At 62.2% G+C, this 19679-nt stretch carries 31 protein-coding genes and 1 pseudogene; all 32 read right to left on the bottom strand.

Features of this window, described 5'->3' with window-relative positions; all coding sequences use genetic code 11:
* Window positions 1-16 precede the first annotated feature (16 nt).
* The gene (locus tag FEI13_RS11225; protein WP_138181610.1) at window positions 17-1015 is read right to left on the bottom strand and encodes a DNA-directed RNA polymerase subunit alpha; all 999 of its coding nucleotides are present in this window, start codon (window positions 1013-1015) and stop codon (window positions 17-19) included.
* 83 nt (window positions 1016-1098) lie between these two features.
* A complete protein-coding gene (gene rpsD, locus FEI13_RS11220; protein WP_040183104.1) occupies window positions 1099-1719 on the bottom strand; it encodes a 30S ribosomal protein S4 in 621 nt (206 codons plus the stop codon).
* 12 nt (window positions 1720-1731) lie between these two features.
* Window positions 1732-2118: a 30S ribosomal protein S11 gene (gene rpsK, locus FEI13_RS11215; RefSeq protein ID WP_040183105.1), complete on the bottom strand. Its 387-nt coding sequence runs from the start codon at window positions 2116-2118 to the stop codon at window positions 1732-1734.
* 39 nt (window positions 2119-2157) lie between these two features.
* Window positions 2158-2514, bottom strand: a complete 357-nt coding sequence (rpsM, locus tag FEI13_RS11210) for a 30S ribosomal protein S13 (protein WP_138181609.1) — start codon at window positions 2512-2514, stop codon at window positions 2158-2160.
* 123 nt (window positions 2515-2637) lie between these two features.
* The gene (gene rpmJ, locus FEI13_RS11205; protein ID WP_008959154.1) at window positions 2638-2751 is read right to left on the bottom strand and encodes a 50S ribosomal protein L36; all 114 of its coding nucleotides are present in this window, start codon (window positions 2749-2751) and stop codon (window positions 2638-2640) included.
* A 77-nt stretch (window positions 2752-2828) separates the two neighbouring features.
* The gene (gene secY, locus FEI13_RS11200; protein ID WP_138181608.1) at window positions 2829-4160 is read right to left on the bottom strand and encodes a preprotein translocase subunit SecY; all 1332 of its coding nucleotides are present in this window, start codon (window positions 4158-4160) and stop codon (window positions 2829-2831) included.
* Window positions 4161-4595, bottom strand: coding sequence for a 50S ribosomal protein L15 (gene rplO, locus FEI13_RS11195; protein WP_138181607.1), 435 nt, complete (start codon window positions 4593-4595; stop codon window positions 4161-4163).
* 3 nt (window positions 4596-4598) lie between these two features.
* Window positions 4599-4781: a 50S ribosomal protein L30 gene (gene rpmD, locus FEI13_RS11190; protein ID WP_013331010.1), complete on the bottom strand. Its 183-nt coding sequence runs from the start codon at window positions 4779-4781 to the stop codon at window positions 4599-4601.
* Between the two features lie 5 nt (window positions 4782-4786).
* The gene (gene rpsE / locus FEI13_RS11185) at window positions 4787-5287 is read right to left on the bottom strand and encodes a 30S ribosomal protein S5 (RefSeq protein WP_089848236.1); all 501 of its coding nucleotides are present in this window, start codon (window positions 5285-5287) and stop codon (window positions 4787-4789) included.
* Window positions 5288-5298: 11 nt separating this feature from the next.
* Window positions 5299-5649, bottom strand: a complete 351-nt coding sequence (rplR, locus tag FEI13_RS11180) for a 50S ribosomal protein L18 (RefSeq protein WP_089848238.1) — start codon at window positions 5647-5649, stop codon at window positions 5299-5301.
* Window positions 5650-5658: 9 nt separating this feature from the next.
* Window positions 5659-6189, bottom strand: coding sequence for a 50S ribosomal protein L6 (gene rplF / locus FEI13_RS11175; RefSeq protein ID WP_138181606.1), 531 nt, complete (start codon window positions 6187-6189; stop codon window positions 5659-5661).
* 9 nt (window positions 6190-6198) lie between these two features.
* Window positions 6199-6591, bottom strand: a complete 393-nt coding sequence (gene rpsH, locus FEI13_RS11170; protein ID WP_138181605.1) for a 30S ribosomal protein S8 — start codon at window positions 6589-6591, stop codon at window positions 6199-6201.
* 32 nt (window positions 6592-6623) lie between these two features.
* Window positions 6624-6929: a 30S ribosomal protein S14 gene (gene rpsN, locus FEI13_RS11165; RefSeq protein ID WP_108447068.1), complete on the bottom strand. Its 306-nt coding sequence runs from the start codon at window positions 6927-6929 to the stop codon at window positions 6624-6626.
* A gap of 10 nt (window positions 6930-6939) precedes the next feature.
* Window positions 6940-7479, bottom strand: coding sequence for a 50S ribosomal protein L5 (gene rplE, locus FEI13_RS11160; protein ID WP_106232381.1), 540 nt, complete (start codon window positions 7477-7479; stop codon window positions 6940-6942).
* Window positions 7480-7497: 18 nt separating this feature from the next.
* The gene (gene rplX, locus FEI13_RS11155; protein WP_108447070.1) at window positions 7498-7812 is read right to left on the bottom strand and encodes a 50S ribosomal protein L24; all 315 of its coding nucleotides are present in this window, start codon (window positions 7810-7812) and stop codon (window positions 7498-7500) included.
* A 14-nt stretch (window positions 7813-7826) separates the two neighbouring features.
* Complete coding sequence (gene rplN / locus FEI13_RS11150; RefSeq protein ID WP_071943813.1) at window positions 7827-8198, bottom strand: 50S ribosomal protein L14; 372 nt, start codon at window positions 8196-8198, stop codon at window positions 7827-7829.
* Between the two features lie 52 nt (window positions 8199-8250).
* Window positions 8251-8511 carry a 30S ribosomal protein S17 gene (rpsQ, locus tag FEI13_RS11145; RefSeq protein WP_138181683.1) on the bottom strand — a complete coding sequence of 87 codons (261 nt, stop codon included), beginning with the start codon at window positions 8509-8511 and terminating at the stop codon, window positions 8251-8253.
* Window position 8512: 1 nt separating this feature from the next.
* Window positions 8513-8704, bottom strand: coding sequence for a 50S ribosomal protein L29 (gene rpmC / locus FEI13_RS11140; RefSeq protein ID WP_040183129.1), 192 nt, complete (start codon window positions 8702-8704; stop codon window positions 8513-8515).
* A complete protein-coding gene (gene rplP / locus FEI13_RS11135; protein WP_021819610.1) occupies window positions 8704-9117 on the bottom strand; it encodes a 50S ribosomal protein L16 in 414 nt (137 codons plus the stop codon). The genes rpmC and rplP overlap by 1 nt, the downstream gene beginning before the upstream one ends.
* A 15-nt stretch (window positions 9118-9132) precedes the next feature.
* Window positions 9133-9831: a 30S ribosomal protein S3 gene (gene rpsC / locus FEI13_RS11130; protein WP_089848246.1), complete on the bottom strand. Its 699-nt coding sequence runs from the start codon at window positions 9829-9831 to the stop codon at window positions 9133-9135.
* 11 nt (window positions 9832-9842) lie between these two features.
* A complete protein-coding gene (rplV, locus tag FEI13_RS11125) occupies window positions 9843-10175 on the bottom strand; it encodes a 50S ribosomal protein L22 (protein WP_089848247.1) in 333 nt (110 codons plus the stop codon).
* 18 nt (window positions 10176-10193) lie between these two features.
* On the bottom strand, window positions 10194-10469 hold the full coding sequence (gene rpsS, locus FEI13_RS11120) for a 30S ribosomal protein S19 (protein ID WP_040183133.1): 276 nt from the start codon (window positions 10467-10469) through the stop codon (window positions 10194-10196).
* A 33-nt stretch (window positions 10470-10502) separates the two neighbouring features.
* Window positions 10503-11333 carry a 50S ribosomal protein L2 gene (gene rplB / locus FEI13_RS11115; RefSeq protein WP_138181604.1) on the bottom strand — a complete coding sequence of 277 codons (831 nt, stop codon included), beginning with the start codon at window positions 11331-11333 and terminating at the stop codon, window positions 10503-10505.
* Window positions 11334-11350: 17 nt separating this feature from the next.
* A complete protein-coding gene (gene rplW / locus FEI13_RS11110; protein ID WP_040183135.1) occupies window positions 11351-11647 on the bottom strand; it encodes a 50S ribosomal protein L23 in 297 nt (98 codons plus the stop codon).
* Window positions 11644-12252, bottom strand: a complete 609-nt coding sequence (gene rplD / locus FEI13_RS11105; RefSeq protein WP_138181603.1) for a 50S ribosomal protein L4 — start codon at window positions 12250-12252, stop codon at window positions 11644-11646. Before rplD ends, rplW begins: the two co-directional genes overlap by 4 nt.
* Before the next feature lie 14 nt (window positions 12253-12266).
* On the bottom strand, window positions 12267-12905 hold the full coding sequence (gene rplC, locus FEI13_RS11100; RefSeq protein ID WP_138181602.1) for a 50S ribosomal protein L3: 639 nt from the start codon (window positions 12903-12905) through the stop codon (window positions 12267-12269).
* Between the two features lie 158 nt (window positions 12906-13063).
* The gene (rpsJ, locus tag FEI13_RS11095) at window positions 13064-13375 is read right to left on the bottom strand and encodes a 30S ribosomal protein S10 (protein ID WP_089848256.1); all 312 of its coding nucleotides are present in this window, start codon (window positions 13373-13375) and stop codon (window positions 13064-13066) included.
* 163 nt (window positions 13376-13538) lie between these two features.
* Window positions 13539-14732 (bottom strand): elongation factor Tu, encoded by a 1194-nt coding sequence (gene tuf, locus FEI13_RS11090; protein WP_138181601.1) that lies wholly within the window; start codon window positions 14730-14732, stop codon window positions 13539-13541.
* 29 nt (window positions 14733-14761) lie between these two features.
* Window positions 14762-16882, bottom strand: a complete 2121-nt coding sequence (gene fusA / locus FEI13_RS11085) for an elongation factor G (RefSeq protein WP_138181600.1) — start codon at window positions 16880-16882, stop codon at window positions 14762-14764.
* Between the two features lie 44 nt (window positions 16883-16926).
* Window positions 16927-17397, bottom strand: a complete 471-nt coding sequence (rpsG, locus tag FEI13_RS11080; protein ID WP_138181599.1) for a 30S ribosomal protein S7 — start codon at window positions 17395-17397, stop codon at window positions 16927-16929.
* Window positions 17398-17529: 132 nt separating this feature from the next.
* Entirely contained in the window at window positions 17530-17904 is a 375-nt protein-coding gene (rpsL, locus tag FEI13_RS11075; protein WP_089848264.1) for a 30S ribosomal protein S12, read from the bottom strand.
* Between the two features lie 147 nt (window positions 17905-18051).
* Window positions 18052-19679: pseudogene (locus FEI13_RS11070) on the bottom strand (DNA-directed RNA polymerase subunit beta'); the annotation flags it as partial.

Genomic DNA, 19679 nt, shown 5'->3' with positions numbered 1-19679 from the left:
GGACTCGAGTCGAGGCTCACGCGGAGGCCTTGTCGTCCTTCAGGCTTGCCGGCGGCCAGTTCTCCAGCCGCATGCCCAGAGAAAGCCCGCGGGCGGCCAACACGTCCTTGATCTCATTCAGGGACTTCTTGCCGAGATTGGGGGTCTTCAGCAGCTCCACCTCGGTGCGCTGGATCAGATCCCCGATGTAGTAGATGTTCTCGGCCTTCAGGCAGTTGGCGCTGCGAACGGTCAACTCGAGATCGTCTACGGGGCGCAGCAGGATCGGATCGATATGATCCTCTTCCTCCACCACTTCCTGTTCCTTGTCGGCTTCCAGATCGACGAACGCGGCCAGCTGCTCTTGCAGGATGGTCGCGCTGCGACGAATCGCCTCTTCCGGATCCAGGGTGCCGTCGGTTTCCAGGTTGATGATCAGCTTGTCGAGGTCGGTGCGCTGTTCGACACGCGCGGCCTCGACCGAGTAGGAAACCCGACGCACGGGGCTGAAGGTAGCATCCAGCTGCAGGCGACCGATGGCGCGGGACTCGTCGTCGGCCTCGCCACGGGCGTCCGCGGGCTCATAGCCGCGGCCGCGAGCGACCTTGAGCTGCATCTTCAGCTCGGACCCCTCGTTGACGTGGGCGATGACATGCTCGGGGTTGACGATCTCGACGTCGTGGTCGAGGGCGATATCCCCTGCCGTCACGACGGCCGGCCCCTGCTTGTTCAGCGAGAGCACTGCCTCGTCGCGGCTATGCATCCGGAGCGCCACGTCCTTGAGGTTCAGGAGGATTTCGATGACATCTTCCTGGACGCCCTCGATCGCGCTGTACTCATGCTCGACGCCGGCGATCTCGGCCTCCACCACGGCACAGCCGGGCATGGACGAGAGCAGGATGCGACGCAGGGCATTCCCCAGCGTGTGGCCGAAGCCCCGCTCGAAGGGCTCGAGCACGATCTTGGCGTGGTGTGCGCTGATCTCTTCGACCTTGATGTCGCGAGGACGGAGAAACTCTGTCACTGAACGCTGCATATGAACACCTATCAGGCTGCCAAACGGATTGTCGGTACTCCAGGCCGCCCCCGCGGACGAGGGCGGCGCGACGCGGGCGCCACTTACTTGGAGTACAGCTCGACGATCAGGTTTTCGTTGATGTCGGCAGACAGGTCACCGCGTTCAGGCAGGGCCTTGAAAGTGCCTTCCATCTTCTTGGCATCGGTCTCGACCCACACCACGTCGCCGCGATTGGCGGCGATGGCCAGGGAAGTCTGGATGCGCGCCTGGTTCTTCGCCTTTTCACGGACGGAGACCACGTCACCCGGCTTGACCTGGTAGGACGCCACGTTGACGGTCTTGCCATTGACGGCAATCGCCTTGTGGCTGACCAGCTGACGTGCCTCGGAACGCGTGGAGCCGAAGCCCATGCGGTAGACGACGTTGTCCAGTCGGGATTCGAGGAGCTGCAGCAACAACTCGCCGGTCGCGCCCTTCAGGCGGGCCGCTTCCTTGTAGTAATTGCGGAACTGCTTCTCGAGTACGCCGTACATGCGACGTACTTTCTGCTTCTCGCGAAGCTGCAAGCCGTAGTCGGAAAGACGCTGACGGCGCTGGCCGTGCACACCCGGGATCTGCTCGGATTTGCACTTCTTCTCGAAGGGAGTGATACCGCTCTTGAGGAAGAGGTCGGTCCCCTCACGACGAGACAGTTTGCACTTCGGTCCAATGTAACGAGCCATGAATCTGTCTCCTTAAACGCGGCGTTTCTTCGGCGGACGGCAGCCATTGTGCGGAATGGGCGTCGCGTCGGTGATGCTCTGCACGCGGAAGCCGGCGGCATTGAGTGCGCGCACGGCGGATTCACGGCCAGGACCGGGGCCCTTGACCAGCACGTCGACGTTTTTCACACCATACTCGGCTGCAGCGGTCGCTGCACGTTCGCTTGCCACTTGAGCAGCGAACGGGGTGCTCTTGCGAGAACCACGAAAACCCGAACCACCGGCAGTCGCCCAGGAAAGGGCGTTGCCCTGGCGGTCTGTGATCGTAATGATCGTGTTGTTAAAAGAGGCGTGGATATGCGCGATGGCATCCACTACCTGCTTTTTAACCTTTTTACGGTTGCTACGCGGGTTAGCCATGTTGATGTCTATTCCTGTCTTTACGCCAGAACGTGCGTGTTATTTGCGGATCGGCTTGCGCGGGCCCTTGCGGGTACGCGCATTGGTCTTGGTACGCTGACCACGCAGCGGAAGACCACGACGATGACGCAGACCACGATAGCAACCCAGGTCCATGAGACGCTTGATGTTCAGCGTCACATCACGACGAAGGTCACCTTCCACGGTGTACTTGCCGACTTCAGACCGCAGGGTATCCAGATCTTCACTGGACAGCTCCTGGATCTTGATGGTCGGCGCGATGCCGGTCGCGGCACAGATGTCCTGCGCGCGAGTACGGCCAATCCCGAAGATATAGGTCAGCGAGATCGCCGCATGCTTGTTGTCCGGGATATTGACGCCTGCAATACGGGCCATCAGCTTACTCCGAAATTTGAGCGGCTTGCTCGATTAATCATCTACAAAAGGCGCAACAGCATACCCCTTTCCTCGCTCGAGGACAAGGGGCATGCCGGCACCCGGTTCAGTGCAGCGTCGGACTTAGCCCTGACGCTGCTTGTGCCGCGGCTCGCTGCAGATGACGCGCACGGCGCCATTGCGACGAATGATCTTGCAGTTGCGGCACATTTTCTTCACGGAAGCTCGAACTTTCATCGTTCTATCTCCAAAGTTGGCTCGCGACGCGGGCCAACGGTTCAGCTCGCGGCGCACCAAATCGCCAGCGACGCGCCTCAGCGCATGATGCCGCCGCTACCGTAGCCTTTCAGGTTGGACTTCTTCATCACCGACTCGTACTGATTCGACATGAGGTGCGACTGCACCTGAGCCATGAAGTCCATGATGACCACCACCACGATCAGCAGCGAGGTACCGCCGAAGAAGAACGGCACGTTCCAGGCCACGATCAGGAACTGGGGCATCAGGGAAACCGCAGTGATGTAAAGCGCGCCGAACAGGGTCAAGCGGGTCATGACCTTGTCGATGTAGCGAGCGGTCTGCTCGCCGGGGCGGATGCCCGGCAGGAAGGCCCCTGACTTCTTGAGGTTGTCAGCGACATCCTTGGGGTTGAAGACCAGCGCTGTGTAAAAGAAGCAGAAGAATACCACCGCCGCGGCGAAAAGCAAGATGTAGAGCGGCTGCCCCGGCCCCAGGGCCTGGGAGGCGCTCTGCAGCCACTCCATGCCATCCCCGGCCCCGACCCACTGCCCGAGCGACGCCGGGAACAGCAGGATACTCGAGGCGAAGATCGCCGGAATCACGCCCGCCATGTTGACCTTGAGCGGCAGGTAGCTGCTCTGGCCGGCATACATCTTGTTGCCCACCTGGCGACGCGGATAATTCACGGTGAGGCGGCGTTGGCCGCGCTCGATGAACACCACGAAGGCCACGGTGGCGATGCCCAGCACGGTCAGGGCCAGCAGCGGCAGGACGTTCCAGGCCCCCTCGTTGCGAGCCAGCTCGAAGGCCTGCCCCACGGCACCCGGAAGGCCGGCCACGATCCCCGAGAAGATCAGCAGCGAGATGCCGTTGCCGATACCCTTCTCGGTGATCTGCTCGCCCAGCCACATCAGAAACACCGCCCCGGTGACAAACGTCACGATGGCAGTGAAGTAGAAGCTGAAGTCGGCCGTGTAGGCAATGCCCTGACTCGCCAGGCCCACGGACATGCCGGAGGCCTGAATCAGGGCCAGCAGCACGGTGCCGTAGCGTGTGTACTGACTGATCTTGCGGCGGCCGGCCTCGCCTTCCTTCTTCAGTTGCTCGAGATGCGGCGAGACCGCGGTCATCAGCTGCATGATGATCGACGCCGAGATATAGGGCATGATGCCCAGCGCCATGATACTCATGCGCTCCAGGGCGCCCCCCGAGAACATGTTGAACATGCCCAGGATGGTGCCCTGCTGCTCCCTGAACAAGGCAGCAAGCTGGTCAGGATTGATACCGGGAACGGGGATGTGGGCACCGATACGGTAGACCACGATGGCGAGGAGCACGAAGCGCAGACGCGCCCAGAGTTCACCCAGACCGCTACCCATCGCCGGCATGTTTCCTGACTTAGCCATTTAGTCCTCTACCTTGCCGCCGGCGGCTTCGATCGCGGCACGGGCACCCTTGGTGACCTTGAGACCGCGGACCGTGACCGCCTTATTCAGTTCGCCGGAAAGGATCACCTTGGCATGCTTGGTGGCATCCTTGAGCACGTTGGCTTCCTTGAGGGTGTCCAGGGTGACGTCGTCACCCGCGACCCGGGCCAGCTCGGCCAGGCGGACTTCCTCGGAAACCAGCGACTTCGCGGAGGTGAAGCCGAACTTGGGCAGGCGCCGCTGCAGCGGCATCTGACCGCCCTCGAAACCGGGCTTCACGCTGCCGCCGCTGCGCGACTTCAGGCCCTTGTGGCCGCGGCCACCGGTCTTGCCCAGACCGGAGCCGATGCCACGACCGACGCGCTTCTCGGCGTGCTTGGAGCCCGGTGCCGGGCTCAGGCTATTGAGTTTCATGGATTACTCTCCCTCAACACGCACAAGGTAATTGACCTTGTGGATCATGCCGCGGACGGCAGGGGTGTCTTCCAGCTCAACCGTGTGACCGATGCGACGCAGGCCGAGGCCCTTCATGGTGGCCTTGTGCTTGGCCAGTACGCCGATGGTGCTGCGGGTCTGGGTAACCTTGATCGTTGCTGACATGGTGCTTACCCCGTGATCGCTTCGACAGGCAGACCGCGCTTGGCGGCCACGTCTTCCGGCGACTGCAGGGAGGCCAGACCGTTGACGGTCGCCCGCACCACGTTCACCGGGTTGGTGGAGCCGTAGCACTTGGCCAGGACGTTATGCACGCCAGCCAGCTCGAGCACGGAGCGCATGGCACCGCCGGCGATGATCCCGGTACCGTCGGAGGCCGGCTGCATGTACACCTTGGAGGCGCCGTGACGGGCCTTGACCGGGTACTGCAGGGTGCCACCGGTGAGGTTCACCTTGACCATGTTGCGACGCGCCTGGTCCATGGCCTTCTGGATCGCGACCGGCACTTCACGTGCCTTGCCGCGGCCGAAGCCCACACGACCGTTACCGTCACCCACGACGGTCAGAGCGGTGAAACCGAAGATTCGGCCACCCTTGACCACCTTGGCGACACGGTTGATCTGCACGAGTTTTTCCTGCAGATCGCCGTTTTGCTGTTCATTCTTCGCCATCGTAAAACCCTTTAGAATTCCAGGCCGCCTTCACGAGCGGCGTCAGCCAAGGCCTTCACACGACCGTGGTACTTGAAGCCGGCACGATCGAAAGCCACCTGGGTGATGCCAGCCTGCTTGGCGCGTTCGGCAATCAGAGCGCCCACCTTGGAGGCGGCGTCGGCGTTGCCGGTCGCCCCCTCGCGCAGGGCCTTGTCCAGCGTGGAAGCGCTGGCGAGGACCTTGCCACCATCCGGCGAAATGATCTGCGCGTAGATGTGGCGGGGGGTACGATTGACGCACAGGCGATACACGCCCAGCTCGCGGATCTTGGCGCGAGCACGGCGGGCACGACGGAGACGAGATTCTTTCTTCGCGTTCATAACCCTGCCTTACTTCTTCTTGGCTTCTTTGCGACGCACCTGCTCGTCGGCGTACCGGACACCCTTGCCCTTGTAGGGCTCGGGCGGACGGAAGGCGCGGATTTCCGCAGCACACTGGCCGAGCGCCTGCTTGTCCGCGCTCTTCAGCACGATGACGGTGTTCTTCGGCGTTTCCGCCGTGACACCTTCAGGCAGGGTGTAGTCGACCGGGTGCGAGAAGCCCAGTGTAAGATTGAGCGTCTGGCCCTTGGCCTGGGCACGATAACCGACGCCGATGATTTCGAGGGACTTGGTGAAGCCCTCGCTGACACCGGTGACCAGGTTTTGAACCAGGGCACGGGTGGTGCCGACCATTGCCCAGCTCTTAGCGGACTCGCTCGGCTGGAAGGTCAGCTGTCCCTCTTCCTGACCGATCACCACATCCTGGTGAACGGGCATGGACAGGGTGCCCTGGCTGCCCTTGACGGACAGCTGGTCACCGTCGAGCTTGATCTCGACGCCTGTGGGCAATTTGACCGGATATTTGGCTACGCGGGACATTCCAAACTCCTAGAATACGGTGCAGATGACTTCGCCACCGACACCCGCCTGACGAGCCGCACGATCCGTCATCACCCCCTGAGAGGTGGTGACGATGGCGACGCCCAGACCTTCGGCGACCTTCGGCAGCGCGTCCTTGCCCTTGTACTGGCGCAGGGACGGCTTGGAAACCCGCTGCAGGTGCTCGATGACCGGCTTACCCTCGAAGTACTTGAGGGTCACGGTCAGTTCGGGCTTGGCGGACTCGCTGACGGCGAAATCGCCGATGTAGCCCTCTTCCTTCAGCACGCGGGCCACCTCGACCTTCAGCTTGGAGGACGGCATGGAAACCGTCTCCTTGGTGGCCATCTGCGCATTGCGGATACGGGTAAACATATCCGCCAGAGTGTCTTGCATGCTCATTTACGTTGCGCTCCTGATGATTCTACGTGGCGTTACCAGCTGGACTTCTTGAGTCCGGGCACATCGCCACGCATGGCGGCTTCACGCAGCTTGTTGCGGCCGAGGCCGAACTTGTTGTAGTAGCCGTGCGGACGGCCGGTGATACGGCAGCGGTTACGCTGGCGCACCGGACTGGAGTCACGCGGCAACTGCTGCAGCTTGAGCTGCGCGTCGAAGCGCTCTTCGTCAGAAGCGTTCACGTCCTGGATGAGCGCCTTGAGCTCGGCGCGCTTGGCGGCATACTTCGCCACCAGCTTGGTGCGCTTGAGCTCACGCTCTACCATGCTTTTCTTTGCCATGATCCCACCCTTATTTCTTGAACGGGAAGTTCAGCGCGCCGAGCAGCGCACGACCTTCTTCATCGGTTTTGGCGGTGGTGGTGATGGTGACATCCAGACCACGGATCCGGTCGATCTTATCATACTCGATCTCCGGGAAGATGATCTGCTCACGCACCCCCATGGAGTAGTTGCCACGACCGTCGAAGGACTTCGGGTTGAGACCACGGAAGTCACGAACGCGGGGGATCGCGATGTTCACCAGGCGATCGAGGAAGTCCCACATGCGCTCGGAGCGCAGGGTCACCTTGATCCCGATCGGCCAGCCCTCACGGACCTTGAAGCCCGCGATGGACTTGCGTGCCTTGGTGACCAACGGCTTCTGACCGGAGAGTTTCTCCAGGTCGCCGATAGCGTTGTCGATCAGCTTCTTGTCGCTGGTCGCCTCGCCGATCCCCATGTTCAGGGTCACCTTGGTGACCCGGGGTACCTGCATCACATTGGCGTAGCTGAACTGCTCTTGGAGTTGAGCCACCACCTCGTTTTGATAACGTTCTTTCAAGTTCGCCATTTTGCTATCCGACTCGCGTTAGGCGTCGATCTGCGACTGCGTCGACTTGTAGATACGTACCTTGGTACCGTCTTCCTGAACCTGGAAGCCGACGCGATCCGCCTTGCCGGTCTCCTGGTTGAAGATGGCCACGTTGGACGCGTGAATCGATGCCTCGCGCTCGACGATACCGCCCTGGTTGCCCGCCATCGGGTTGGGCTTGGTGTGACGCTTGATCATGTTCACACCGGACACCACGAAACGGTTTTCGAGAACCCGCTTCACGGTGCCGCGCTTGCCCTTGTCCTTGCCGGCGATGACGATGACTTCATCGTCACGTTTGATCTTTTGCATATCCGCCTCGCTCCTTACAGCACTTCAGGCGCCAAGGAAATGATCTTCATGAACTTCTCGTTGCGAAGCTCACGCGTCACCGGCCCGAAGATACGGGTACCGATCGGCTGATCGTTGGTGTTGTTCAACAACACAGCCGCATTTCCATCGAAGCGGATCAGCGAACCGTCATTACGACGGACGCCACTACGGGTGCGAACCACCACCGCTTTGAGGACCTGGCCCTTCTTGACCTTGCCACGCGGAATGGCTTCCTTCACCGTGACCTTGATGACATCGCCGACGCGCGCGTAGCGACGGTGCGAACCGCCCAGCACCTTGATGCACTGCACCCGGCGCGCTCCGCTGTTGTCGGCGACATCCAGCATTGTCTGAGTCTGAATCATCGGTTTTCTCCAAACCTAATCTGACTGCACTGGATCGATCGGCGTGAGCCGATCAACCCTTGGCCTGTTCGACGACTTCGATCAGGGTCCAGGACTTGTTCTTCGACAGCGGACGGCACTCCTCAATGGAGACCGTGTCGCCGGCCTTGGCCTGGTTCGACTCGTCGTGGGCGTGCAGCTTGGTGGAGCGCTTGACATATTTGCCGTAGATCGGGTGGCGCTCACGACGCTCGATCATGACAACGATGGACTTGTCCATCTTGTCGCTCACCACCTTGCCAGTGAGCGTACGGGCTTTCTTTTCTTCGACCATCTCAGTCACCTGCCTTCTCGTTGAGCACAGTCTTCACGCGGGCGATATCCCGACGAACCTGCTTGAGCAGATGAGTCTGGCTCAGCTGACCGGTGGCCTTCTGCATGCGCAGGTTGAACTGCTCGCGGAGGAGTTCGAAAAGCTGCTCCTGGAGCTGCTCTGCTGACTTTTCACGAATTTCCTGGGCTTTCATCACATCACCGTCCGTTTCACAAAGGTGGTGGAGACCGGGAACTTCTGGGCAGCCAGGGCGAATGCCTCGCGAGCCAGCTCCTCGGAAACGCCTTCGATCTCGTACAGAACCCGACCCGGCTGGATCTGTGCGACCCAGTACTCGACGGAGCCCTTACCCTTACCCATGCGGACTTCCAGCGGCTTCTTGGAAATCGGCTTGTCGGGGAAGACACGGATCCAGATCTTGCCGCCACGCTTGACGTGACGCGTGATGGCACGACGGCCGGCTTCGATCTGACGGGCGGTGACACGCCCCCGGCCAGTGGCCTTGAGGCCATACTCGCCGAAGCTCACCTTGCTTCCGCGATGCGCCAGGCCACGGTTGCGGCCCTTCTGCATCTTGCGGAACTTCATACGCTTAGGTTGTAACATCGACTCGCTCTCCCCTTACCTGGAACCTTTCTTCTTGGAGGGTGCGGCCTGCGGCTGCTTCGCCTTGGCGCGGACCTCCTCGATGCCCCCGAGGATTTCACCCTTGAAGACCCAGACCTTGACACCGATGATGCCGTAGGTGGTCTTGGCTTCGTAGGTGGCGTAGTCGATGTCCGCGCGCAGGGTGTGCAGCGGGACGCGACCTTCGCGGTACCACTCAGTGCGGGCGATTTCCGCGCCACCGAGGCGACCGGAGAGCTGCACCTTGATGCCGCCGGCGCCCAGACGCATGGCGTTCTGAACGGCACGCTTCATGGCACGACGGAACATCACACGGCGCTCGAGCTGGCCGGCGATGTTCTGCGCGACGAGCTGGGCGTCGAGTTCCGGCTTGCGGACTTCCTCGATGTTGACGTGCACGGGCACGCCCATCATCTGAGTGACGTCGCGACGCAAGCGGTCGACATCTTCGCCCTTCTTGCCAATCACGATACCCGGACGGGCAGTGTGAATGGTGATGCGGGCGTTGTTGGCCGGGCGCTCGATGGTGATCTTGCTCACGGAGGCGTTCTTCAAACGTTCCTCCAGGAAGCGACGCACTTCGAGATCGCTGTTCAGCTTGTCGGCATAAGCGCCGCGCTCGGCATACCACACCGAGGTATGGTCTTTGACGATACCCAGGCGAATGCCTGTTGGATTGACTTTCTGACCCATCTGGTCGACTCCTACTTCTCGGCTACCTTGACGGTGATGTGGCAAGTGCGCTTCAGAATGCGATCCGCACGGCCCTTGGCGCGCGGACGGATGCGCTTGAGCGTCATGCCCTCATCGACGCAGATGGTCGAGACACGCAGCTCGTCGATATCCATGCCGTTGTTTTCTTCCGCGTTCGCGATGGCGGACTGCAGCACCTTCTTGACCAGCTTCGCGGCCTTCTTCGGGGAGAAGGTCAGCAGATCGAGCGCCTCGGCGACCGGTTTATCGCGCACCTGGTCAGCCACCAAACGGGCCTTCTGGGCGGATAAACGAGCGCCACGCAGCTTTGCTGTGACTTCCATCTCTCAATCCTCTCTGGCTTACCGTTTGGCTTTCTTGTCCGCCGCATGGCCGCGATAAAGGCGGGTAGCAGCGAATTCGCCCAGCTTGTGGCCAACCATTTCCTCGGAGACGTGCACCGGGACGTGTTGGCGACCGTTATGGACAGCAATGGTGAGCCCGACCATGTTGGGCAGGATCATGGAGCGACGCGACCAGGTCTTGATCGGTTTGCGATCGCTCTTCTCCACTGCAGTCTCAACCTTCTTCAACAGATGAAGGTCAATAAAGGGACCTTTCTTCAGTGAACGTGGCACAGCCGTTACCTCTTGATGTCTTGGCGTGGGATCTTATTTCCGGGCCTTGCGGCGACGGATGATCAGCTTGTCGGTGCGCTTGTTCTTGCGGGTCTTGTGGCCCTTGGTGGGGATACCCCACGGAGACACCGGGTGACGACCACCGCTGCTGCGGCCTTCGCCGCCGCCGTGCGGGTGATCCACCGGGTTCATGGCCACGCCGCGAACGGTCGGACGCACGCCTCTCCAGCGCTTCGCACCGGCCTTGCCAAGTTGACGCAGGCTGTGCTCGGAGTTGCTCACTTCGCCCAGGGTCGCGCGGCACTCGGCCAGCACCTTGCGCATCTCGCCGGAGCGCAGACGCAGGGTGACGTAGTTGCCTTCGCGAGCCACCAGCTGGGCGCTGGTACCGGCGCTGCGAGCGATCTGCGCGCCCTTGCCGGGCTTGAGCTCGATGCAGTGCACGGTGGAACCCAGCGGGACGTTGCGCAGCGGCAGCGCGTTGCCCTTCTTGATAGGCGCGTTGACGCCGGACTCGAGACGATCGCCGGCGCTCACGCCACGCGGGGCGATGATGTAGCGACGCTCGCCGTCCATGTACTTCAGCAGCGCGATGTGGGCGCTACGGTTCGGGTCATGCTCCAGGCGCTCGACGATGGCCGGAATGCCATCCTTGGTGCGCTTGAAATCGATGATCCGATAGTGATGACGATGACCACCGCCCACGTGGCGGGTGGTGATGCGACCGTAGTTGTTACGGCCACCGGACTTGGACTGCTTCTCGAGCAGCGGCGCGTACGCGCGGCCCTTGTGCAGTTCCTCACCAACGATCTTGACGACGTGGCGACGACCGGCGGATGTGGGTTTAGTCTTGACGATTGCCATGATCCGTACTCCTGCCCTTATTCGGCGCCAGAGAAGTCTTCAAGCGTCTCGCCGGCGGCCAGTGTCACGTACGCCTTGCGATAACCCTTGCGCTGACCCAGACCCTGCGCGGTGCGCTTGGTCTTGCCCTTCATGTTCAGTACCTGAACACGGTCGACCTTCTTGCCGAACAGCTCCTGCACGGCAGCCTTGATCTCGGGCTTGGTCGCGTCGCTTGCCACCTTGAACACGTACTGGTTGCGCTCGGCGGCCATGGCGGCCTTCTCGGTCACGTGCGGACCGAGCAGAACCTTGAATACACGTTCCTGGTTCATGCCAGCTTCTCCTCGAATTTACGCAGAGCGGAGACGGTGACCAGCACCTTGTCGAAGGCGACCAGGCTCACCGGATCAGCGGCGGCGACGTCCACCACATCCACGTTCGGGATGTTGCGGGCGGCGAGGTACAGATTCTCGTCGACCTCTTCGGTGACGATCAGCACCTTCTCCAGACCCAGCTCCTCGAGCTTGGCGACCAGCTGCTTGGTCTTGGGCGCTTCGACGGCGAAGGCATCGACGGCCACCAGACGTTCCTGACGGACCAGCTCGGAGAGAATCGAGCGCATGGCCGCACGGTACATCTTGCGGTTGACCTTCTGGGAATGGTCCTGCGGACGCGCCGCAAAGGTCACACCACCGGCACGCCAGATCGGCGAGCGGATGGTACCGGCACGGGCACGACCGGTGCCCTTCTGGCGCCACGGCTTCTTGCCACCGCCACGCACATCGGAACGATTCTTCTGGGCGCGAGTACCCTGGCGACCACCGGCCAGATAGGCGGTGACGACCTGGTGCACCAGGGCCTCATTGAATTCTTTGCCAAAGGTGGCATCGGATACTTCGACAGCACCGGCGCCTGCACCTGCAAGATTCAGATTCATCGGTAAGTTCCCCTTCAGCCTGCTTTGACGGCGCTGCGCACGATGACATCACTGCCGGTAGCGCCAGGTACGGCGCCCTTGATCAGCAGCAGATTACGTTCGGCGTCGACACGGACCACTTCCAGGCTCTGCACGGTGCAGCGAGCATTGCCCATCTGACCGGCCATCTTCTTGCCCTTGAACACGCGGCCCGGCGTCTGACACATGCCGATGGAACCCGGTGCGCGGTGGGCCAGGGAGTTACCGTGAGTGTTGTCCTGGGTGCGGAAGTTCCAGCGCTTGACGGCGCCCTGGAAACCCTTGCCCTTGGAGGTGCCGGTCACGTCGATCATCTGACCAGCTTCGAAGAGGGATACGGTGAGTTCGCCGCCCACTTCCGGAGCCTCAACGCCTTCGGGAAGGCGGAACTCCATCAGCGAACGACCGGCCTCGACACCTGCCTTGGCGAACTGCCCGGCTTGGGCTTTCGACAGATGCTTGGCCTTGCGGGAGCCGGTTGTCACCTGAACCGCGGCGTAGCCGTCAGACTCGACGGACTTGACGCGAGTCACACGGTTAGGCTCAACCTCGATCACGGTTACGGGCACGGATGCACCGTCTTCGGTGAAGACGCGGGTCATACCGGCCTTCCTACCGACTAAACCGATAGTCATTCTCAGTCTCCTATAGTGTACGGGGCTATCACCCGCTATGGCTGCCCTTTCCAGAGCATTCCACTAGCACGTTGTGTGGCGCCATCCCGGCGCGGCGGCTGCTGGACACCTTCCAAACGGAGAGGGCGAACGCTGGGCCGCGAGTGTCTAGTGTGGTATCAGTCGAGCTTGATCTGCACGTCAACGCCGGCGGCGAGGTCGAGCTTCATCAGGGCATCAACGGTCTTTTCGGTGGGCTCGACGATGTCGAGCACCCGCTTGTGGGTACGAATCTCGTACTGATCGCGCGCGTCCTTGTTGACGTGCGGAGAGACCAGCACGGTGTAACGCTCGCGATTGGTCGGCAGAGGAATCGGACCACGGACCTGGGCGCCGGTACGCTTGGCGGTATCTACGATCTCCGCGGCGGACTGGTCGATCAGGCGATGGTCGAAGGCCTTCAACCTAATGCGAATCTTCTGGTTCTGCATTTGCCCTAACTCCAATGGATTCTGACGGCGCGAGCCGTCAACCCACGCATTCAAAGGATGCGCATTATAGGCACGCCGACAGTGAGAGTCAAACACTCACTTACGGTGCGCAGAAAGGGGGCTCCTGGCGGAGCCCCCTTCGATCGATCAAGCGGCGAAGCGCTTACTCGATGATCTTGGCCACGACGCCGGCGCCGACGGTACGACCGCCTTCACGGATGGCGAAGCGCAGGCCGTCGTCCATGGCGATCGGAGCGATCAGGCTGACGACCATCTTGACATTGTCGCCCGGCATGACCATCTCGACGCCTTCCGGCAGCTCACAGGTACCGGTGATGTCGGTGGTACGGAAGTAGAACTGCGGACGGTAGCCCTTGAAGAACGGGGTGTGACGACCACCCTCGTCCTTGGACAGCACGTACACCTCGGCCTCGAACTTGGTGTGCGGGGTGATGGTGCCCGGCTTGGCCAGGACCTGGCCACGCTCGACGTCGTCACGCTTGGTGCCGCGCAGCAGCGCGCCGACGTTCTCACCGGCACGACCTTCGTCGAGCAGCTTGCGGAACATCTCGACGCCGGTCACGACGGTCTTGACGGTGTCCTTGATACCGACGATCTCGACTTCTTCACCAGCCTTGACCACGCCGCGCTCGACGCGACCGGTGACCACGGTGCCGCGGCCAGAGATGGAGAAGACGTCTTCGATCGGCATCAGGAACGGCTGGTCGATGGCACGCTCCGGCTCCGGAATGTACTCGTCCAGGGCCTTGATCAGGTTGGCAACGGCGGTAGTACCCATGCCGTTGTCGTCCTTGCCTTCCAGGGCCATCAGGGCGGAACCGGTGATGATCGGGGTGTCGTCGCCCGGGAAGTCGTACTCGTCGAGGAGTTCACGAACCTCCATCTCGACCAGCTCCAGGAGCTCCTCGTCGTCGACCATGTCGGCCTTGTTCAGGAACACGACGATGAACGGCACGCCAACCTGACGCGACAGCAGGATGTGCTCGCGGGTCTGCGGCATGGGGCCGTCGGCAGCGGAACAGACCAGGATCGCGCCGTCCATCTGGGCGGCACCGGTGATCATGTTCTTGACGTAGTCGGCGTGACCCGGGCAGTCGACGTGCGCGTAGTGACGCGTCTCGGACTGGTACTCCACGTGAGAGGTGGCGATGGTGATACCACGCTCACGCTCTTCCGGGGCGTTGTCGATGGCATCGAACTCGCTCCAGTCACCGCCGAACACCTCGGCAGAAACGCGAGTCAGGGCCGCAGTCAGCGTGGTCTTGCCGTGGTCGACGTGACCGATGGTACCGACGTTGATATGCGGTTTGGAACGTTCAAATTTTGCCTTAGCCACTGCTATAACCTCTTTACGTTAGCTAACGGTTAACCGTTCTGGTTGATGACGGCTTCAACGACGCTGGACGGCGCCTCTTCGTAGTCCGCAAACTCCATGACGTAGCTTGCGCGGCCCTGGGTCTGAGAGCGAAGATCGGTCGCATAACCGAACATCTCAGCCAGAGGTACCGTGGCCCGGATGATCTTGCCCATGGCGGTGTCATCCATGCCCTGGACGAGGCCACGACGGCGATTCAGATCGCCCATGACGTCACCCATGAAGTCCTCGGGGGTCACGACCTCGACCTTCATCACCGGCTCGAGGAGCACGGCCTTCGCCTTCTTGGCACCTTCCTTGACGGCCATGGAAGAGGCAACCTTGAACGCGGTCTCGTTCGAGTCCACGTCATGGTAGGAACCGTCGAACAGCGTGACCTTGACGTCAATCATCGGGTAACCCGCGATGACACCGTTCTGCAGCTGCTCGTAGGCCCCTTTCTCGACGGCCGGCACGTATTCCTTGGGAACCACGCCGCCAACGATCTCCGAGACGAACTTGAAGTGCATCTCTTCGTCGTCGCCCTTGTCCTCGGCGGTGAGCGGTTCGATACGCAGGTACACGTGACCGAACTGACCGCGACCACCGGACTGGCGGACGAACTTGCCTTCCTGCTCGACCTTGCCGCGGATGGTCTCGCGGTAGGCCACCTGCGGCTTGCCGATGTTGGCATCGACCTTGAACTCGCGACGCATGCGGTCGACGAGGATATCCAGGTGAAGCTCACCCATGCCGGAGATGATGGTCTGACCCGTCTCCTCATCGGTGCGCACCTGGAAGGAGGGATCTTCCTGGGCCAGCTTGCCCAGTGCGATACCCATCTTTTCCTGGTCGGGCTTGGACTTCGGCTCGACGGCCACCGAGATGACCGGATCCGGGAACTCCATGCGCTCGAGCACGATCTTGTCGTTCAGATCGCACAGGGTGTCGCCGGTGGTAACGTCCTTCAGGCCGATGCAGGCGGCGATGTCGCCGGCCAGCACTTCCTTGATCTCCTCGCGGGAGTTGGCGTGCATCTGGACGATACGACCGACGCGCTCCTTCTTCTGCTTGACGGAGTTGTAGATGCTGTCGCCCGACTTCAGCACGCCCGAGTAGACGCGGATGAAGGTCAGGGTACCGACGAAGGGGTCGGTGGCGATCTTGAAGGCCAGGGCGGAGAAGGGCGCCTTGTCGTCCGCCTCGCGGGTGGCGATGGTGCCGTCCTTGTCGTCCAGCTCGCCTTCGATGGCCTTGACTTCGGTGGGCGACGGCATGTACTCGATGACGCCATCCAGCACAGCCTGCACACCCTTGTTCTTGAAGGCGGAGCCGCAGGTGACCAGGACGATCTCGTTGTCGAGGGTACGACGACGCAGGCCGGCCTTGATCTCCTCGATGGACAGGTCGCCCTCTTCGAGGTACTTGTCCATCAGTTCTTCAGAGGCTTCGGCGGCCGACTCGACCATCTCCTCGCGGAACTTCTCGGCAGTCTCCTGGAGCTCGGCCGGGATGTCGACGAGATCGTAGTTCATCCCGAAGTTGGCCTCATCCCACAGGATGGCCTTCATCTGGATGAGGTCGATGACGCCCTTGAACTCGTCCTCGGTACCCCAGTTGATCTGGATCGGCACGGTGTTGGCACCGAGACGCTCCTTCAGCTGATCGACCACCATGAAGAAGTCGGCGCCGGTACGGTCCATCTTATTGACGAACACCATGCGCGGGACTTCGTACTTGTTGGCCTGACGCCAGACGGTCTCGGTCTGCGGCTGAACGCCCGAGGAGCCACACAGCACCACGACGGCGCCGTCGAGCACACGCAGGGAACGCTCCACCTCGATGGTGAAGTCGACGTGCCCCGGCGTATCGATGATGTTGATGCGGTGCTCATCGAACTGCTTGTTCATGCCCTGCCAGAAGCAGGTGGTCGCCGCGGAGGTGATGGTGATACCACGCTCCTGCTCCTGCTCCATCCAGTCCATGGTGGCAGCGCCCTCATGGACTTCGCCGACCTTATGGGAGAGGCCGGTGTAGAACAGGACGCGTTCGGTGGTGGTGGTCTTGCCGGCGTCTACGTGCGCCACGATACCGATGTTGCGGTAGCGATTTAGCGGAGTCTTGCGAGCCACGTTGGAACTCCCCGATGGTTGGCGGTGCGTCGGTTACGACGCACTTAGAAGCGGTAGTGAGAGAAGGCCTTGTTGGCTTCTGCCATACGATGCACGTCTTCACGCTTCTTGACGGCCGAGCCCTTGCCTTCGGCGGCATCGAGCATCTCACCAGCGAGGCGCTGCACCATGGTCTTCTCGCCACGGCGACGGGCCGCGTCGACCAGCCAGCGCATGGCCAGAGCCTGACGGCGCGAGGGGCGAACTTCCACGGGCACCTGATAGGTCGCGCCGCCGACGCGGCGGGACTTGACCTCGACCATCGGCTGGATGGTTTCCAGCGCCTTGTCGAAGATCTCCAGCGGCTCTTCCTTGCTACGCTCGGCAACCCTGTCCAGCGCACCGTAGACGATGCGCTCAGCTACGGACTTCTTGCCGCTGACCATCAGGTGGTTCATGAACTTCGCCAGGCGCTCACTTCCGAACTTGGGATCCGGCAGGATCTCGCGCTTGGCCGCAACTCTTCTTCTAGGCATGATAAGCCCTCATCAAAGGATCCTTCAGGTAAACCCGAGACGCGCGACCTCTCGCCATGCGATAGACCGTGCTCGACCTTACTCTTATCAGACCGTGGTCAAAATAGGGTGACTGCTGCGTGCGAAGGCCGATCAGGCCTTCGGACGCTTGGTGCCGTACTTGGAACGGCCCTGCTTACGGTTCTGCACGCCGGAGGTGTCCAGGGCGCCACGCACGGTGTGATAACGCACACCGGGAAGGTCCTTCACACGACCGCCGCGAATCAGGACCACGGAGTGCTCCTGGAGGTTGTGGCCTTCACCACCGATGTAAGAGGAGACCTCGTAGCCGTTGGTCAGGCGAACACGGCACACCTTACGCAGTGCGGAGTTCGGCTTCTTCGGGGTGGTGGTGTAGACGCGGGTGCAGACACCGCGACGTTGCGGGCAGGCCTGCAGCGCAGGCACGTCGCTCTTGGCGGCCTGGCGCTTGCGCGGCTTGCGCACGAGCTGATTGATCGTTGCCATGGTGTGTAGCTGACTCCAATGGGTTGCCTTGCCTTACTCAGCGGATGCGGGCGCACCGCCCCACTGTTAAAGGCTGCGCATTCTAATGGCTGACGCGCCACGTCGTCAAGCCCGCGCCCCGAGAGGGCGCAGGCCGCGACGCGAACGTCAGATCTCGTCGTCGTCCGAGTCCAGCGCGGTGAGCTGGGCGCCCAGCTCCTGCTCGACATCGTAGGCCGACGGGTGGAGCAGCCGCTCGGCGTCTTCACGCTTACGGCGACGCTCCGCGTGGTGAGTAAGGCCGGTACCGGCCGGGATCAGACGCCCCACCACCACGTTCTCCTTCAGGCCGCGCAGGTAATCACGCTTGCCGGTCACCGCCGCCTCGGTCAGCACCCGCGTGGTCTCCTGGAAGGAGGCCGCGGAGATGAACGACTCGGTGGCGAGGCTCGCCTTGGTGATACCCAGCAGCAGCCGCTGGTACTTGGCCGGGAACTTCTCCTCCTTCTCCAGGCGCGCGTTCTGCTCGAGCACGCGGACCAGATCGGCCTGGTCGCCGGGGATGAAGTCGCTGTCGCCGGCGTCGGCGATCTCCACCTTGCGCAGCATCTGACGCACGATCACCTCGATGTGCTTGTCGTTGATGCCCACGCCCTGCAGGCGATAGACGTCCTGTACCTCGGTGGTGATGTACTTGGCCAGCTCGGCGATGCCCAGCAGGCGCAGGATGTCGTGCGGGTTGCTCGGGCCGTCCGAGATCACCTCGCCCTTCTCCACCGACTCGCCCTCGAAGACCGCGATCTGGCGCCACTTCGGGATCAGCATCTCGAACGGATCGCCCGATTCCGGGGTGATCGTCAGGCGACGCTTGCCCTTGGTCTCCTTGCCGAAGCTGATCACGCCGCTGATCTCGGCAAGGATCGCCGGCTCCTTCGGCTTGCGCGCCTCGAACAGGTCGGCGACGCGCGGCAGACCACCGGTGATGTCCTTGTTGCCGGTCGCCTCGACCGGGATCCGCGCCACGACCTCACCGACGCCGATACGCGCGCCGTTGTCGGCGGTGATGATCGCCTTGCCGGGCAGCGGGTACTGGACCGGCGTGTCGGAGCCCGCGACGGTGACCGCCTTGCCCGCCGCGTCGGTGAGCATGATCAGCGGACGCTTGTCGCGGCCCGCCATGGGACGCGCCGCCGACTCGATCACCTCGATCGAGGAGAGGCCGGTCATCTCGTCCACGCTGCGGTGCATGGTCACGCCTTCGTCGAGGTCGGCGTACTGCACTTGGCCCTCGCCCTCGGCGATGATCGGGTGGGTGTGTGGATCCCACTTGGCCACGGCCTGGCCGGCCTCGACCTGATCGCCGTCGCGGACGTCCAGCTCGGCGCCGTAGGGCAGCTTGTAGTACTCGCGCTCGCGGCCGTGGTCGTCGGCGACGGCCAGGGCGCTGGAACGGGAGACCACCACCAGCTTGCCGTCGCCGCGCTCGACGTGCTTGATGTTGTGCAGGCGCACCTTGCCGCCGTGCTTGACCTGGACGCTGTCCACCGCAGAGGCCCGTGAGGCCGCGCCGCCGATGTGGAAGGTCCGCATGGTCAGCTGGGTGCCCGGCTCGCCGATCGACTGGGCGGCGATGACGCCGACGGATTCGCCGATGTTCACCTGATGACCGCGCGCCAGGTCGCGACCGTAACAGGCCGAGCAGACGCCGTGGGCGGTCTGGCAGGTGATGGTCGAGCGCACCACGATCTCGTCGACACCCATGGTGTCGAGCTCGGCACACCAGGCCTCGTCGAGCA

Origin of the sequence: Halomonas urmiana (assembly GCF_005780185.1) — a bacterium.
GTDB lineage: Bacteria > Pseudomonadota > Gammaproteobacteria > Pseudomonadales > Halomonadaceae > Halomonas > Halomonas urmiana.
The sequence above is the reverse complement of the archived record's forward strand: the minus strand, read 5'-3'. Positions and strand labels throughout refer to the sequence as shown.